Genomic DNA, 16,954 nt, shown 5'->3' on the forward strand with positions numbered 1-16,954 from the left:
CGGCGTCATCACTTGCCACTAGAACGAACGGTATATTACAGTCCTCTCGACGCTAGACCGATCGGTGTAGTTGCGGGCGGGCGCGCAGTTGCCCTACACGGAAGGTCACCCATGACGCCACGGGCACAGTGGGACGCGGTCGTGGTCGGAGCGGGTCTGGGAGGGCTGTCGGCAGCGGCATACCTAGCCGCCGCAGGACAGAAGGTCTTGCTCCTGGAGCGCTACACCACACTGGGCGGCTCCTCGCACGTCTTCGCCCGGCGCGGCCAATGGGAGTTCGACTGCGGCGTGCACTACGTCAGCCACTGCGGGCCCGGCGGGATCGTCGAGGCGATGATGCGCGGCATCGGCATCGGCATCGACGACCGCATCGAGTGGCTACCCATGGACAGCGGAGGGTTCGACCGCATCATCGCCCCCGGCTTCGAGTTAGCGACACCTGTCGGGTGGGACGCCTACCTGAGCAACCTGCTCCATGCCTTCCCGGGCGAGCACAAAGCGGTACGCCGATTCCACGGCATACTCCGTCGAATCGGCGAAGCGCACGACCGCAACGACATACACACCACCGCCGGTCTGGCACGGTGGGCCGGCCGCGCCGGCCGAGCGGCACCGTTCATGGCCATTCCTTACACGGCGACCCTCGCAGCCTGCGGAGCCTCACCGCGCATGGCGCTTGCCCTGTCGGTGCAGTGCGGCGCCCTCGCGTGCAGTCCGACGGTGTTGCCCACCGCGGCGATGGCGGCGTTCTTCCAGGATTACGTGGGCACGGGTTCGTACTACCCGAAGGGCGGCGGACAGATGCTCGCCGCAGGCTTCGCCGCAGTAGTGACCGCCCACAGCGGGACGATCCGCACCAACAGCGAGGTCGCCGAGATCGTCGTGTCCGACCGACGCGTGAGCGCCGTGCGCCTGAGCGACGGCGAACTGATCCAGGCTCCCGTGGTGGTGTCGGACGCCGACATCATCAAGACCTACGAGGATCTCGTTGGTCTGCAACATCTTCCACGCATCCTCAGGCAGCGGGTGATCCACTGGAAGATGTCCCAGCCATTGATCAACGGCTTCTTCGGAGTCGAGATCGATCTCTCCGACACTCCCAACAGCAACTACTTCGCGATCCCCGGATGGACGGACGCCAATTCATACCGGTCGTTGGCCCGCTTCAGTCACACCGTGATGAACGGCCATGGCTACACCTCCGGTGATCAGTGGGCCCGCGACATGGCACAGCGCCAGCCCATGTTCGTACAATCGTCGTCGCGACGGGATCCCTCGAACCATCGAGCGGCCCCGCCGGGCCACGCCACCATCGAGGTCCAGACGATCACCCCCGCCAGCCCAATGCTGTGGGGATACAGCGGATACGATGTCGCCTCCGGTGAGTATCGCAATGACCGCACCTACAACGAAGTGAAGAAGATCGTCCTCGACGGAATGCTGGAACGCATGGAACAGGCATTCCCAGGCTCGGCGTACAAGGTCAAACTCGCTGAGTTGGGAACTCCCGCAACGCAAACCCGCTTCGTGAACAACACCGGCGGTGCTCCATTCGGACTGCAACTGCGACTGTCGCAGATCGGACCACTGCGCCCCAACGACAGGACACCCATCCACGGGTTGTACACCGTCGGCACCAGTACCGCATGGGGCCCAGGCACGGTCGGATCAATGCTCAGCGGCGTGCACGCCGCAGGCAACATCCTCGGACGTGACCTGGTAGAAGAGATTCGCTGCGGCGGCACGCTCGCCGACTCCTCAGTTCTTCGTATATGGGACAAGGACTTCGACCCGTTCACCACCACCCGGTCGCTGCACGCCACCTGACCGCGCGCATTTTTCGCGCTGACTTATGGTGGCCAGCCGAGACTTCATCCGGAAGTCGATCTAGTAGGAGAACACGTCCTTGATCGCACAGAGATAGCGCTTGCCTTCATCGGTGCGATGCTCGGTGATATCGCTGAGCCACACCCGATTTGGACCGCCAGCGGTGAAATCGCGCTCGACAAGATCATCGTGCACGGGCGGGCCAACCTTACCGTTCTTACCGCGCTTCTTCCCGAACACGCTCCACAACCGATTCTGCGAGCAGATTCGCCAGGCGGTGCGCTCGGCCATCGACTCGCCGGCGTCGCGGGCCTCGTCGATCAGGTGGCGGTAGCCGAACTCCGGGTCGTCATTGTGGGCGTCAAATAGGGCATTGGCGCGGTAAGCCTCGATAATTTCGGCGTCGGTGATGGGGTCGCCCGCCAGCGGTAGTACGGCTGGCGAGCGAGCTTGAGTACCCGGCACGTCACCGCGACGGAGATCCCGTCAGCGGCGAGCTCACTTTCGAGCGGGTAGAGCCCGTTCCCGGCAGATTGGCCTGTGACAGATACGCCGTGACCCGGCGCAGGACTTCATTCTCCTGCTCTAACAGCTTGATCCGCGCCGCGCCTCACGCAGCTCAGCTGACTCGCCGGTGCTCTTGCCCGGCTTGGCGCCTTGGTCGATATCGGCTTGGCGCATCCACTTGTGCAAGGTCATCGGATGCACACCGAAATCAGTGGCGATCTGCTCGATCGTCACACCGTTATCGCGGTTGCGAGCGACCCGGACGACATCGTCCCGGAACTCACGGGGTCGGGCCTGGGCACAATTAGATCCTTCCGGCTCGCCCGCCCCGGGCAAGCCAACTCAGATGTCACCTATTCGTGCAGCAGACCCTTGAGTCCTGCCAGTCGATTGCAACTGCTCCCTTATCTATGCCAAGAGGTGTCACCAGCCTCAGCTGACTTAACGCGTCGCCGTGGTGCTCCCGGAGCAGGATTGTGCGACAGGCCTTTACGTCCGGCGCTTCGCCAATCCGGGCAAAACAGCAGGGCATCACTGGGCATCTGCTCTAAGAACTCACGACCATGCTCACTAGTTGGTAAGCGAACCTGGCCACGACTTCCACTCCACACCCGAAGGACATCCGTATTACCAACCGTCAGGTGTAACCCGCTCATCGCTGCGCCGAGGTTATCCTCGACCCGAGCGTCTGGGTTTTGAACTTTGATCACCTCTAGAGCCCCGCGCCGCACAGTGTGAGTGAACATCTGTGGGTCTGCGCGCGGATCCCCAGCGTCTCTCAGCGTGTAGCGCAGTCGCGGTGGCTAGACCCTAGGTCAAAGCCCGGTGACAGAGTTCGAGAGTGAACGCGAGCCTTTCGAGGATGGACCCCGCGTCGTACCCCTGGAGATTCCTGAATGAACAAATCACGCGAAATACACTCTGCGTCGCGGCACGCTAACCCCGGGCGATTTCTACCGGCGGCGTTCGTTAGCACTGCGAACGTTCACAAACCCCATGAAAACGGCCCCCGGAGAGATCTCCGAGGGCCGTTTTACCTAGTAGCGGGGACAGGATTCGAACCTGCGACCTCTGGGTTATGAGCCCAGCGAGCTACCGAGCTGCTCCACCCCGCGTCGGGTGAACACTAGGTTACTGATCTCGCCCCGGAGCTCCAAATCGTATGGTCAGAGTCCTTTTTTCGTGCGAACGCGCAGGCCCATGCGACTGACCCGCGCGTCCGTAGTGACCGAGATTACAGCGGGTAGCGGGCCACCTGGCCGACGCGCAAGACCCCGGCCGGGTCATAGCGCTCAGCGAGGGCCGCCAGCCAGTACAGCGTGTCCTCGTCGTAGCAGCGGGCCAATCGGGCCGCGTCGGTGGCGGGCGCGAAGTTCGGCAGAGCGCCGCCGGTGGACCACGGCGCCACAGCCTCGATGACCCGGGCAGCGTGGCCGGGCACCAGATCGGCGATCTCCGGGGCCAGCGCACCGATGGTGGCGAGCGCAAAACCGGCATCACGATGGCAGAACGCGCTGCGGTGCGGCGCGGGACGGGCCATCACGCCCCCGAGCTGGCGCACCTCGACGATCGCCTGCACCGACCCGGAATCCGGTCCCGCGACGGCCAGCAACGCGTCCACCGTCTCGGGTGTCAGCTCCCGCAGCAGCGCGTGATCCTCGTGCACCGGCATCGGATTGGGCGGATCGGCGTGCACCGCCCCGATGGCCGCGTACGGCATCACCGTCACCGCATCGATCAGCGGCGTGGCCACCGCCCGCATGGGCGCCAGCAGTCGCTCGGCCTCGGCCACATCACCGAGGGCGACGACCCGTACCGCCAGGGTGAACTTCCCGGCCAGCGGCGCCGGCACCTCCGGCAGAGGTGGAAGTTGCTGCAGCGCAACCGACGTCGTGACGCTTTCCGGCAGCGACAAGCACCAGCCCTGCCAGGCGTGCAGCACCGCCGCAGCGTCGGCGCCGTCGAAGAACAAGGCGCCGCCGTAGAACTCGGCGATCGGCAACAGGTCGATCTCGACGGCGGTGACGATGCCGAGTGTAGCCTTGCTGCCGCGCAGACCCCAGAAGATCTCCGCGTGCTGTTGTGGTGTCACCCAGAGGATTTCGCCGCTACCGGTCACCAGCTCGAACCCGCGCACGTGATCGGAGGACAGTCCGATGCTGCGCACCAGTGGTCCGATACCACCGCCGGTCAGGAACCCCACCACACCGACACCGGGCGCGGATCCGCACGCCGGGGCCAGCCCGTACGGGGTGGCGGCGTCGAGCACCTGCTGCCACTTCACGCCGGCCCCCACATAGGCGGTGCGGTTGAGGGCATCGACATGACAGCCGGACAGATCGCCGGTGTGTACCAGCAGCGTCGTGGGCCCGATGGGCAGCGCGCCATGCCCGGTCGACTGCACGGCAACCGTGAGCCCTCGTGCGGCGGCGAACTGCACTGCCTCGGCGACATCCTGGGCGTTGGCCGCGAACACCGCAGCCGCGGGACGGATCGGCACCGCCACGTTCCACGGGGTGACGCGCTGATAGCCGGCGTCGTGGGGCAGCGCAACGCTGCCGGCGATGCGGGCGCGCAGCGCGGCCACGGTCTGGTCGTCGAGTTGCTCACCAGTCAGGTCGGTGACGGTCATGCTGGATCCTTTCGAGCAGGGTGGTTCAGTGAGACAAACCTCACGCACCGCCCTTGGCCTTCTCTTGGCGAAAACTTGGCGGCTGCGGGCGCCCGGTTTCCAAGCAGATCAGCGCTGGTCAGCCGGCTGCTGCCGTGGTCTCCGCCAGCTGCCGCGCCTCGTCGGCCAGACCCAGCATGCCGAGCCGGCGCGCGTCACGCTCCAACGCACGCGCCCGCACGCTCACCTCGGCGTCGTCGTCCATCTCGAGCTCCAGCAGTCGGCACCGTAACAGGGTGGGTGCTCCGCCGGTCCGTTCCGCGATACCCACCGCCGTCGCCAGATCCCTCTGGGCGGCGCCCACATCACCGAGCAGGTTGTGCAGGCGCGCCGTGGCGTAGGCGACGGTGCCGGCCAGACCCACCTGACCGATCACCGCGATCCGGTCGCGGAACGATCCGAGCACCTCGAGCAAAGCCCGCGCGTAGTCGGTCATCTCGTGGTCAGCACACAGGTGCGCCAGCAGCACGTAGTTGCCCAGCGACATCCAGTTGTGGGTGTGGGTCCCGGAAAGACCGTGGTGCAAAAGGTCTTCGGCGACGGCTGGGTCACCGTCGCGTACTGTCTCCAGCGCCACCCGGACCACCGCCACCATGTCCTCACCGCCGGTGTCCGGCACGTCCCGCGACAGCAGCCCGGTCTCGGGGATGCGGCCCCTCTCCCGGATCAGTGAAGCCGCCGCCAGCATCCCGCTGCCGGCTTCGTAGAGTTCTGTCTGTTCATGCACCGACGCCGCAATGGTGTGGTGGCGTTCGGTTTCGGCGAAATCGCCGCGCCACAGTGCGATCACCGCCTCTGTCCACCGAAGCTGGGCGCGCAGCACCGGCAGCTGCAATTCCTCGCTACCGTCGATACCGGCCCGCAGATGCTCCACCGCCCCGTCGATGTCGCCGAGGTTGATGGCGGCCATGGTCGCCACCGAGTGCGCGATCACGGTGTCCTCACGAATTCCCCTGTGTTGCAGAGTTATCAGTTGTTCGACCCATTCGAGTGTCTGGGCGCTCAGCGGTGCCACGCCGGAGTAGGTGATCAGCGAACCCATCAGGGCGTCGGCAAGGATCTCGGCGTCACCGGTGGCGTCGGCGAGTTCCCGGGAACGCGCCAAATGGGCCGCGGCCACCGAGGCATCCGGGTGATAACAATGCCCGACGGCCAGCGCGGCCCGAATCCGGGCCTCGGCCGCCGGATCACCGGCTGCCAGCTCGGCCGCCTGATTGAGCACCGCCAGCAGCGGACCGGGATCCACGCCGGGAGCCAGCCACGGCCAGCCACCGCTGACCCGCAGCAGCGCGCTGGCCAGCCGCCCGGCGGTGGCGGTGCGGCCGGTGCGCAACGCTTCCAGGATGTGCCGCTGCACCGTCTCGAGTACCGTCTGCCCGCGTCCGGCCCGCGCCAGCGCACCCAGCATCGCCACGGTCAACGCGTCGCGCTCGGCGTCGCTGCGCTCTGCCGCCGGCAGCAGGTCATAGGCGTCGAGGGCGGCCTGCCACCAGCGGGCGGCGGTCTCCGAACTCCAACGCTGCGTTGCCTGTTCCGCCGCAAGCCGGCACGCCTGCACCACCTGAGCCGGCTCGACGAGCGGCAAGGCGGCCACCAGATGCTGGGCTCGGCGGGTCAACGCATCGTCGACGACGCCGTGGGCGAGCACTTCGGCCACCTTGGCGTGCAGGCGCTGGCGGCGCAGTGCGGGGAGGTCCGCCAGCAGCTGGGTGCGCAGCAATCCGTGGGCGAAAGCGTAGCCCTCACCGTCATGGGCGGGCACCACGATCCGCTCGTCGGCGGCGTCGTCGAGGTAGTCGGCCAGGGTGTCGAAGTCCAGCCGGGTGGTCGCAGCCAGAACCGCGAATTCGACCACGTCACCGATCACGGCGGCAGCCCGGAGTACTTGCAGCACAGCGGGATCCAGACCGGCAAGGCGGCGATCGAGCACGGAGCGAATGGCGCCGGGGATCTCGGTGCCCGCACGTTCGGCGCGGGGCAGCCGGGCGTATTCGGAGACGAAGAACGGGTTGCCGCCGGTCCGGTCGGCCAGCACCGCCGTCTCGGAGTCGGTCAGACTGTCCTCGGCCACCTGGTTCGCCAGTGCTTTAACCTCATCGCGGTCCAGCGCAGGCACTTCCAGATGCCGGTTACCGTCGCCGCGGGCCGCCGTCGCCAGGAAGCGGGACAGTTCAGGACCGTGGTCGACATCGCGGACCGTCACGACCACCAGGATCGGGTGATCACGCAGCGCGCCGGCCACATAGGCCAGGCAACTCGCCGAGGTGGGGTCGGCCCACTGCGCGTCGTCGATCACCACCACCAGAGGCTGTGATCGCGAAACCCGTTCCAGCAGAGTCTGAATACGTTCGTAGACGTGAAACCGCGCGGTATCGGAGTCGACCTCCGCGGGCACCTGCAGCACCTGGTCGGCGTCGGCGCCCAATGCCCGCACCAACTGGCGCATCGGCCACCACGCCGGAGTTCCGCGCTCGTCCGGGCAGCCGACCCACACCACGTCGGCGCCACGGCGACCGCCACGGGCGGCCGCTTCTTCGGCCAGGCGGGTCTTGCCGATTCCCGGGGGTCCGGTGAGCACCAGCCAGCGGGTGGCTCCCCCGGTCATGTCGTCGAGCAACCGTGTCACTGCGGCCAATTCGCGGGTACGACCGATCAGCCCGGACGCCGGCACCTCGGGTGCGGGGGTAGACGACAGGGCTGGGGCCGGGACGCTGCCTGCGCCGGTCCACTCCGGGGACCGCGGCCAGGCCGCCAGTTCGGGAGCTTGCCGCAGGATCGAAGTCTGCAGCTCCCGCAACTCGGGCCCGGGCTCCAGCCCAAGCTCGTCGTCGAGAAGCTGTGCGTGCGAACCGAAGACGTCCAGCGCCTCCGCGGTGCGCCCGGAGCGGTAGAGCGCGAGCATCTGCAGCCAGGCACCGCGGTCACGAAACGGGTCCGCCGCCCGCAACTGGGCGGCCTGGGTTGCCGCATCGGGGACCCGCCCGAGCGCCAGCAGTGCCGTCACGCGGTGTTCCTGGCATTCGGCGCGCAGGTCCTCGACGCGGCCGGCTTCCTCATGCACCCAGGGCTGGTCGCGCATGTCGGCGAGCAGCGGGCCCCGCCACAACGCCAGGGCCTCGTCGGCCGCGGTCAGTGCTGTGCGCCAGTCGCCGGCCTCGATGGCGGCGCGGGAGGCGGCGCAGCCGTCGACGAAGGCACTCAGATCGGTGTGTTCGGCGTCGAGGTAGTAGCCGGGTGCCTGCCGCACGATCGGCGAGGCCGCCCCCTCCCCCATCCGCAAAGCCTTGCGCAGATTGGAGATATAGGCCTGCAGGCTGGCCAGCGCGCTGCCGGGTGCGTCGTCACCCCAGACCGCATCGATGAGCCGATCGGTGGACACCACCCGGCCCTGGGCGATCAGCAGGACAGCGAGCACCGCGCGTTGTTTGGGCGAGCCGATGTCGATGAGGTTGTCGGCGTGCGCCACCTGCAGTGGACCGAGCAACCGATAGTGCACGGGTGGAGTCTAAAGACGCCTGTCAAGACCCGCACGAACGCGCGTGTTTGTACGGATTCGACGGAATGTCGCCGTACAAACACGCGCGCTCGGCCTAGAAGGGGTCAGCGGGTTTGGCGGTACTTGTTCATCGCGTCGTCGAGGCGCTGCAGCGCTTCACCGAACTCGGCGAAGTTGCCACTGGTCTGCGCCTCCTGCATACCGTCGAGTGCGGTCTGCACCTCACTCAGCGCAGCGGCCTTGGCCGGCGACAACGTGACCGGTTGGCCACTGGGTGCCGGCGGCGTGGCGGCCACCGGAGTGGGCACCTCGGGCTGGGCGGCAGGCGGCTCGACCGACTGCTGGGCATTCGGCGGCGGCGAGTCACCCGGCGCGTTGGCCGGCACCGCGGCACCCGGCGTCGGGGCCGGACCGGTGGCAGTGGCACCGGCGCCCGCACCGAAGATCTCGTCGAGCGCGTCGCGGACCGTCGGCCCGTAACCCACCTTGTCGTTGTACATCATCGCCACCCGGATGAGGCGCGGGTACGACGAGGCGGCGTCACTGGCGCCCGGCGAGGCGTAGATCGGCGCGACATAGAGCAGACCGCCCTGGCCCACCGGCAGCGTCAGCAGGTTGCCCCACCGGATGCGGTTCTGGTTGTCGCGGCCGATGACACCGAGGTCCTGGCTGACCGCGGTATCGGTACTGATGGCGTTGAACGCCAACTTCGGACCGTTGACCTGGCCAGGAATGGTCAGCACCGTGATCTGGCCGTAGTTCGCCGGATCCGACGACGCACTGATGTAGGCCGCCAGGAAGTCGCGGCGGAACCGGTTCATGGCACTGGTCAGCTGGAACGAGGCCGAATTGTCGTTCTCGGCAACGTTTTTCGCGACGATGTAGTACGGCGGCTGGTAGCTGCTGGCCGTGGGGTTCGGGTCCAGCGGCACGTCCCAGAAATCGGAGGTCGAGAAGAACGTCACCGGGTCGTCGACGTGGTACTTGGCCAACAGCTGGCGCTGCACCTTGAACAGATCCTCGGGGTAGCGCAGATGCTGGGCCAGCTCCTCGCTGATATCGGACCTGGGCTTGACGGTGTCCGGGAACACCTTCATCCACGCCTGCAGCACCGGGTCGGTCTCGTCCTGGGCGTACAGGGTTACAGTGCCGTCATAGGCGTCGACGGTGGCCTTCACCGAGTTACGGATATAGGAGACCTGCTTGTCGGGCAGCAGCCGGTTGGCGGCGGCCTCGTTGGAATCGGCCGTGGCACTCGACAGTGAGGTCAGCTCCGAGTACGGATAGTTGTCCAGCGTGGTGTAGCCGTCGACGATCCACACCATCTTCTTGTTCACGATCGCCGGGTACACGCTGGTGTCGGTGGTCAGCCACGGCGCCACCGCCTCGACGCGCTCAGCGGGGTCGCGATTGAACAGGATCTTGCTGTTCTCGTTGATGACGCTGGAGAACAGGAAGTTGCGCTCGGCGAACTTGGCCGCGAACACCGACCGGGCGAACCAGTTGCTGATCGGCACGCCGCCGGCGCCCGTATAGGTGTAGTTGCGGGTGTCGGTGTTGGTCTCGTAGTCGTACTCGCGAGCCGGGCCGCCGTTGCTGCCGACAATCGCGTAATCGGCGGGTGCCGAGGCGATGACGGGACCGTAGTAGATGCGTGGCTGATCGAGCTGCGCGGGTCCGGGCGACACCACCGAGCCGTTGCCACCCACGACGCTGGCCAGGAACTCCGGGTAGCCGCCGTTCTGGTTGGGATCGTTGGCGATACCGCGGACCGTGTTGGCCGGCGAGGCGATGAACCCGTTGCCGTGGGTGTACACGGTGTGCCGGTTGATCCAGTCGCGCTGGTTGTCGATCAGGCGCTCGGGGTTGAGCTCGCGGGCGGCGACCACGTAGTCGCGCAGCGTGCCGTCCTCACCGGTGTAGCGGTCCATCGACAGCTGCTCGGGGAAGCTGTAGAAGTTCTTGCCCTGCTGGAACTGGGTGAACGCCGGGCTGACGATGGTGGGATCGAGCAGCCGGATGTTCGACGTGGTGGCCCGGTCGGCGGCCACCTGCTGGGCGGAGGTGTCGGCGTTGCCGCTGTAGTCGCGGTAGGTGACGGTCCGATCGGTCAACCCGTAGGCGTCTCGGGTGGCGGTGATGGAGCGGGCGATGTACTCGCTTTCCTTCTGCGCCGCATTGGGTTTGACGCTGATCTGCTCGACCACCAAGGGCCAGCCGGCACCGATGACGATGGAGCTCAGCAGCAGCAGCACCAGGCCGATCGCCGGGATGCGCAGGTCACGCAACACCAGGGCGGAGAACACCGCCGCGGCGCAGATGACCGCGATGGCCAGCAGGATCAGTTTGGCGGGCAGCACCGCGTTGATATCGGTGTAGCCGGCGCCGGTGAAGGGCTTGCCACCACGGGTGTGGCTGAGCAGCTCGTACCGGTCCAGCCAGTAGGCGAAGGCCTTCAGCAGTACCAGGACACCGACGAGGGTGATCAGCTGGATGCGCGCCGGCTTGCTCAGCGCCCCGGCGCGTCCGGCCAACCGGATGCCGCCGAAGATGTAGTGGCCGAGCAGGTTCGCGATGAGCGCCAAGAACAGGGCGACCATCACATAGGACAGCACCAGCCGATAGAACGGCAGATCGAAGGCGTAGAAGCCGAGGTCGAGGCCGAACTGCGGATCGGTGACGCCGAATTCGCCACCGTGCAGGAACATCTGGATGCGTACCCAGTAGCTCTGCGCGATCAGACCGGACAGGAACCCGATGACGACGGGCATGCCGATCCCGATGAGCTTCAGCCGCGCCAATACTGCGGTGCGGTACCGCGCCACCGGATCATTGGGTCCGGCGGTCGGCGCGAACACCGGGCGCGATCGATACGCGAGCGCCAGGCCCGCGAACACGATGGCACCGACCACCAGTGAGACCACCACGAACACCGCGACCCGTGTCAACAGGACGGTGGTGAACACCGAGCGATAGCCGAGCTCGCCGAACCACAACCAGTCGACGTATCCGTCGACCAGCCGAGGGCCGACCAGCAGCAGCACCACTGCCACCAAGGCGATGGCGATCAGAATCCGGCTGCGCCGAGTCAGCTTCGGCATCCGCGCGGCGGGCCGCATACCCACGTGTTAACTCCCTGGTGGTCATGGTGGTGACAGGTGTACTGTGACGGCCCCAACTGTACTTAACGCCGTTGGGGCAAACGTCGGATCGGCGTCAGCAACGAGGCGGTTCGCCACCGGCTGAAAGCACTTCGAGCGCGTTCACCGCCCCTTCGAGGTTTTCCACCCGCACCATCTCCAGGCCGTCCTGCGGGTCGGACTTGGCCTCCTCGCAGTTGTCGGCCGGCACGAGGAATACGGTGGCACCGGCTTCATGGGCGGCCAGCATCTTGTGGGTGATCCCCCCGATGGGACCGACCTCGCCGTCGATGTCGATGCTCCCGGTGCCCGCGATGAACTTCGATCCATTGAGGTCACCGGTGGTGAGCTTGTCGATGACGGCCAGGCTGAACATCAGGCCTGCCGACGGGCCACCGATATTTGCGAGGTTGAAGTCGATGGTGAATGGCGCCCACGGCACGGTCAACACCGAGACGCCGACCAGACCGGAGTCCTTGTCGGGATGCTCGCCGAGAGTGATCGTGGTGGTGCCGGCGGGAGAGTTCTTCCGGCGGTAGTCGACAACGATTTCGTCGCCGGGCTTGGTGTTTTCCAGCAAACGGGTGAATTCGTCGGTGTTGGCGACCGGCCTGCCGTTGACGGCGTCGATCGCATCGCCTTCTTGGAGCTTCCCCATCGCGGGGCCCGGGTCGTTGACCGTCGCGACCGTCAGGGCCGGGGCGTAGTCGAGGTAGCCCAGCGCAGCGTATTCGGCGCTGTCCTCGGACTGCTTGAAGTCGGCGGTGTTGGCTTCCTGAACCTGCTCACGGGTCTTGTCCGGCGGGTACACCAGATCGCGCGGCACCAGCTGTTCCCGACCCGACATCCAGAGGCTCAGCGCGTGCCCGAGGGTCAGGCCGTCACGCTGGGAGACCGTCGTCATGTTCAGATGCCCTGAGGTGGGCTTGGTTTCGGTGCCCTCGATGTCGACCACCTGCTTGCCGTCGAACTCACCGAGGGTGTCGAACGTCGGGCCGGGTCCCAAGGAGACATACGGCACCGTCACGACGGCCAGCAGTACGCCGAAGGCGACTATCGGCACCAGCGCCACCAACAGCGTCATGATCCGCCTGTTCACGCCCGCAAGAGTAGGCGACGTTCGAATACGGGGATTTGGGCGCGCTCGCAACCGCTCAGCGGTTACCACCGCGCCCAAGTCACACGCTGGTTCACCGAGAGCGTGAACCGGGTGCGCGCAACCCCGCGGTGTGGTGAGTACCGTTGGAGTCATGGCTGACCTGCCCTTTGGCTTTTCATCCGGCGAAAGCAAGGATCCCGACAAGGACCCCGACAAGCGGAAGGACCCGAACTCCGGGCCCAACCCGTCGGATCCGTTCGGCTTCGGCGCGGGCGGCGGCGACTTCAACATGAACGACCTGGGCCAGATCTTCACCCGCCTGGGCCAGATGTTCTCCGCCGGCGGCGCGGGGATGGGCGGCACCGGTGGCGGCCCGGTCAACTACGACCTGGCCCGGCAGTTGGCGTCGAATTCCATCGGGTTCGTCGCGCCGGTACCGGAACAGACCACCAAGGCGATCGCCGATGCGGTGCACCTGGCCGACCTGTGGCTCGACGGGGTGACGGCGCTGCCCGCCGGTACCTCCAAGTCGGTCGCCTGGACGGCCACCGACTGGATCGACAACACCATCGACACCTGGAAACGGCTGTGCGATCCGGTGGCCCAGCAGATCTCCACCATGTGGGCGTCGGCGCTGCCAGAGGAAGCCAAGAGCATGGCGGGTCCGCTGCTGTCGATGATCTCGCAGATGGGCGGCATGGCCTTCGGCTCCCAGCTCGGACAGGCGCTCGGCAAGCTGTCCAAGGAGGTGTTGACCTCCACCGATATCGGGCTGCCGCTGGGTCCCAAGGGCGTGGCGGCGCTGATGCCCGAGGCCGTCGAGGAGTTTTCGTCGGGCCTCGAGCAACCGCGCGCCGAGATCCTGACGTTCCTGGCCGCCCGTGAAGCCGCCCATCACCGGTTGTTCACCCACGTGCCGTGGCTGGCCAGCCAGCTGCTGAGCAATGTCGAGGCCTACGCCAAGGGCATCGAGATCGACATGAGCGGAATCGAGGAGCTGGCCCAGGGGTTCAACCCGGCGGCCATGGCTGACCCCGCCGCCATGGAACAGCTGCTCAACCAGGGCATCTTCGAGCCGAAGGCCACCCCGGAGCAGACGGCGGCGTTGGAGCGGCTGGAGACGCTGCTCGCCCTGATCGAGGGCTGGGTGCAGACGGTTGTCGCGGCCGCGCTGGGTGATCGCATTCCGGGTGCGTCGGCCCTGTCGGAGACCCTGCGCCGACGCCGGGCCACCGGCGGACCGGCCGAGCAGACCTTCGCCACGTTGGTGGGCCTGGAGCTGCGGCCCCGCAAGCTGCGTGAGGCGGCAGTGTTGTGGGAGCGGCTCACCGAGGCCGCCGGCGGCGACGCGCGCGACGCCGTGTGGCAGCACCCGGATCTGCTGCCCAACTCCGAGGATCTCGACGAGCCGGCCGGCTTCATCGACCGTGTGATCGGCGGTGACACCAGCGGGATCGACATCGACAAGGCCATCGCCGAGTTCGAGAAGGAATTGGGGCGGGGCCAGGACGATTCAGACGATCCCCCTGTGGACAAGTAAAAACGCAACCTGGCGCGCCGTGTCACAGTCGGCGCCATGGTCGCGCGATACAGCCTTGATCCGGCGATGCCGGTGCTGCTGCGTCCCGACGGCACCGTTCAGGTGGGCTGGGATCCACGTCGGGCGGTGATGGTGCGGCCGCCCGGCGGATTGTCGGCGGCCGCGCTGGCCGCCGTGCTGCGCAGGATGCAGGCCAATGCCGGAATGGACGACCTGGCCAGGGAAGCGGCGCTTCACGGTGACGTCGGCGCCGACGAACTCGACCTCCTGATCGCCGCGTTGATCAGCGCCGGGGTGGCGCGGCCGAGCCGGACCGCGCAGCCGGGTCGTGCCCCGGCGATCCGGGTGCACGGCCGCGGGCCGCTGGCCGATCTGATCGTCGACGCGCTGCGCTGTACCAGCACCCGGATCCGGCAGAGCAGCCACGCGCACGCGGTGGTGCAACCCGATGGCACCGACCTGGTGGTGCTGACCGATTTCCTGGGCGTCGAGCCGCGGCTTCTGCGTGACCTGCATGACGCTCGAATCCCCCACCTGCAGGTCCGCGTTCGTGACGGGGTGGGACTGGTGGGTCCTATGGTGCTTCCCGGGCTGACGAGCTGCTTGGGCTGTGCCGATCTGCACCGCAGTGACCGCGACGCCGCCTGGCCCGCGGTGGCAGCCCAGTTGCGCGACACCGTGGGGTCCGCCGACCGGGCCACCGTGCTGGCCACGGCGGCACTGGCGCTGGGTCAGATCGACACCGTGCTGGGCGCCGTGCGCGGCGAACCTGTCCGCGCCCCTGCCACCCTGTCGACGACTCTGGAATTCGACGCATCCACCAGCTCGATTGCGACGCGGCACTGGCCTCGGCACCCGCTGTGTCATTGCTGACATCACCGGTTGCCACATCGGTGCGTGTCGGCGCCGCCCGGTCATGGATGATGGTGAGGTGGCAGACATCAAACGTGGACGGGCCGCTCGCAATGCGAAGCTGGCGACGTTACCGGTGGGCTTCGCCGGCCGGGCCGCGCTCGGCGTCGGCAAGCGGCTCACCGGCAAGTCGAAAGACGAAGTCAACGCCGAATTGATGGAGAAGGCCGCCAATCAGCTGTTCACCGTGCTGGGTGAGCTCAAGGGCGGCGCCATGAAGGTCGGACAGGCCCTGTCGGTGATGGAAGCCGCCGTGCCCGAGCAGTTCGGCGAGCCCTACCGCGAGGCGCTGACCAAACTGCAGAAGGACGCCCCGCCGCTGCCGGCGGCCAAGGTGCATCGGGTGCTCGACGCCCAGCTGGGCACCAAATGGCGTGAGCGTTTCACCTCGTTCGACGATCAGCCCATCGCCTCGGCCAGCATCGGCCAGGTACACAAGGGCGTGTGGTCCGACGGGCGAGAGGTCGCCGTCAAGATCCAGTACCCGGGCGCCGACGAGGCCCTGCGCGCCGACCTGAAGACCATGCGGCGCATGGTGTCGATTTTCAAGCAGCTCTCCCCCGGCGCCGACGTCCAAGGCGTGGTCGACGAGCTGATCGAGCGCACCGAGATGGAACTGGACTACCGGCTCGAAGCCGACAACCAGCGCGCGTTCGCCAAGGCGTACAAGGACCACCCGCATTTTGTGGTGCCGGCCGTCATCGCCAGCGCGCCGAAGGTCGTCATCGCCGAATGGATCGAGGGCATCCCGCTGGCCCAGATCATCCGCAACGGCACCCAGGATCAGCGAGATCTGATGGGCTACCGGCTTTTTGAGCTCACCGACGATGCCCCGCGCCGGCTGGAGATGATGCACGGCGACGCGCACCCCGGCAACTTCATGCTGCTGCCCGGCGACAAGATGGGTGTCATCGACTTCGGTGCCGTGGCGCCGCTGCCCGGCGGAATGCCGCCCGAACTGGGCCAGCTGCTGCGCTACGCGGTGGACAAGAACTACGACGAACTACTGCCAACCATGGAGAAGATCGGCTTCATCCAGAAGGGTGAGAAGGTCTCCATCGCCGATATCGACGACATGCTCAAGCAGTACGTGCAACCGCTGCAGGTCGACGTCTTCCACTACAACCGCAAGTGGCTGCAGAAGATGGCCGCGGTGGACCTCGACCGCGCCGCCGGTCAGATCAGGACCGCCCGGCAGATGGACATCCCGGCCAAGCTGGCCATCCCGATGCGGGTGATCGCCTCCATCGTGGCGATCTCCTGTCAGCTCGATGCGCATGTACCGGTGCGCAAGATCGCCACCGAGCTGGTGCCCGGCTTCGCGAACCCGGACTGACCGAGTCCGCCGACACCGCCGTTCGGGCACGCAAAACTGGTCTGCGCCCAAACGGCGGTGTCGGCGGGTGGCCGTCAGGCCGCGTAGGAATCCTTGCGCGGACGGCCGCGCGGCCGCTTGCGGGCGACAATCGAGCCGCGCTCGACGATCTCACCGCCCCAAACACCCCACGGCTCTTCGCGTTCCAGCGCCGCGGCCAGGCACTGCCGGCGGATCGGGCACTCCGCGCACAGAAGCTTGGCGCGCTCCAGATCGGCGGGGGTTTCGGCGAACCACAGATCGGGGTCACCGATATGGCACGGCAGCACCGGCACAGTTTCCTTTCGGACTGTCAGGGCTGACATGTCCTTCACCTGCTTCCTGGTCTCGTGGCTTTCGTCTCTGCTTCGAGATCCGGACCAGGTGCTCGGGGATTCGGTCCCCGGA

11 protein-coding genes and 1 tRNA gene are annotated in these 16,954 nt (G+C 66.9%); 4 read left to right on the top strand and 8 right to left on the bottom strand.

Features of this window, described 5'->3' with window-relative positions; genetic code table 11:
* Positions 1–111: 111 nt before the first annotated feature.
* Positions 112–1,827, top strand: coding sequence for a phytoene desaturase family protein (locus AC3A6P_RS28470; RefSeq protein WP_487695628.1), 1,716 nt, complete (start codon positions 112–114; stop codon positions 1,825–1,827).
* A gap of 60 nt (positions 1,828–1,887) precedes the next feature.
* On the opposite strand, the gene AC3A6P_RS28475 is transcribed toward AC3A6P_RS28470, so the two are convergent.
* The 7 genes from AC3A6P_RS28475 to AC3A6P_RS28505 all read right to left on the bottom strand — a co-directional run bounded on the left by AC3A6P_RS28475 (position 1,888) and on the right by AC3A6P_RS28505 (position 12,740).
* A complete protein-coding gene (locus AC3A6P_RS28475) occupies positions 1,888–2,292 on the bottom strand; it encodes a hypothetical protein (RefSeq protein ID WP_487695630.1) in 405 nt (134 codons plus the stop codon).
* Positions 2,293–2,412: 120 nt separating this feature from the next.
* On the bottom strand, positions 2,413–2,670 hold the full coding sequence (locus AC3A6P_RS28480; protein ID WP_487695631.1) for a transposase: 258 nt from the start codon (positions 2,668–2,670) through the stop codon (positions 2,413–2,415).
* Between the two features lie 705 nt (positions 2,671–3,375).
* Positions 3,376–3,449, bottom strand: a tRNA-Met gene (locus tag AC3A6P_RS28485).
* 119 nt (positions 3,450–3,568) lie between these two features.
* The gene (locus AC3A6P_RS28490; RefSeq protein WP_487695632.1) at positions 3,569–4,966 is read right to left on the bottom strand and encodes an FAD-binding oxidoreductase; all 1,398 of its coding nucleotides are present in this window, start codon (positions 4,964–4,966) and stop codon (positions 3,569–3,571) included.
* A gap of 118 nt (positions 4,967–5,084) precedes the next feature.
* Positions 5,085–8,501 (bottom strand): ATP-binding protein, encoded by a 3,417-nt coding sequence (locus AC3A6P_RS28495; RefSeq protein WP_487695633.1) that lies wholly within the window; start codon positions 8,499–8,501, stop codon positions 5,085–5,087.
* A gap of 104 nt (positions 8,502–8,605) precedes the next feature.
* Complete coding sequence (locus AC3A6P_RS28500; RefSeq protein WP_487695634.1) at positions 8,606–11,626, bottom strand: UPF0182 family protein; 3,021 nt, start codon at positions 11,624–11,626, stop codon at positions 8,606–8,608.
* 91 nt (positions 11,627–11,717) lie between these two features.
* The gene (locus AC3A6P_RS28505) at positions 11,718–12,740 is read right to left on the bottom strand and encodes a YlbL family protein (RefSeq protein ID WP_487695636.1); all 1,023 of its coding nucleotides are present in this window, start codon (positions 12,738–12,740) and stop codon (positions 11,718–11,720) included.
* Between the two features lie 133 nt (positions 12,741–12,873).
* On the opposite strand from AC3A6P_RS28505, the gene AC3A6P_RS28510 reads away from it, so the two are divergent.
* The 3 genes from AC3A6P_RS28510 to AC3A6P_RS28520 are packed head-to-tail and all read left to right on the top strand — an operon-like array spanning position 12,874 to position 16,528.
* Complete coding sequence (locus AC3A6P_RS28510) at positions 12,874–14,280, top strand: zinc-dependent metalloprotease (RefSeq protein WP_487695638.1); 1,407 nt, start codon at positions 12,874–12,876, stop codon at positions 14,278–14,280.
* Positions 14,281–14,316: 36 nt separating this feature from the next.
* A complete protein-coding gene (locus AC3A6P_RS28515) occupies positions 14,317–15,153 on the top strand; it encodes a cyclodehydratase (RefSeq protein WP_487695640.1) in 837 nt (278 codons plus the stop codon).
* Positions 15,154–15,196: 43 nt separating this feature from the next.
* Positions 15,197–16,528 (top strand): macrolide-binding ATPase MABP-1, encoded by a 1,332-nt coding sequence (locus AC3A6P_RS28520; RefSeq protein ID WP_487695641.1) that lies wholly within the window; start codon positions 15,197–15,199, stop codon positions 16,526–16,528.
* Between the two features lie 74 nt (positions 16,529–16,602).
* Here the strand turns inward: AC3A6P_RS28520 and AC3A6P_RS28525 are convergent, their stop codons facing one another.
* Positions 16,603–16,872 (bottom strand): WhiB family transcriptional regulator, encoded by a 270-nt coding sequence (locus AC3A6P_RS28525; RefSeq protein WP_487695642.1) that lies wholly within the window; start codon positions 16,870–16,872, stop codon positions 16,603–16,605.
* Positions 16,873–16,954: the final 82 nt, after the last annotated feature.

This window comes from Mycobacterium sp. Soil_C_30 (assembly GCF_057656995.1).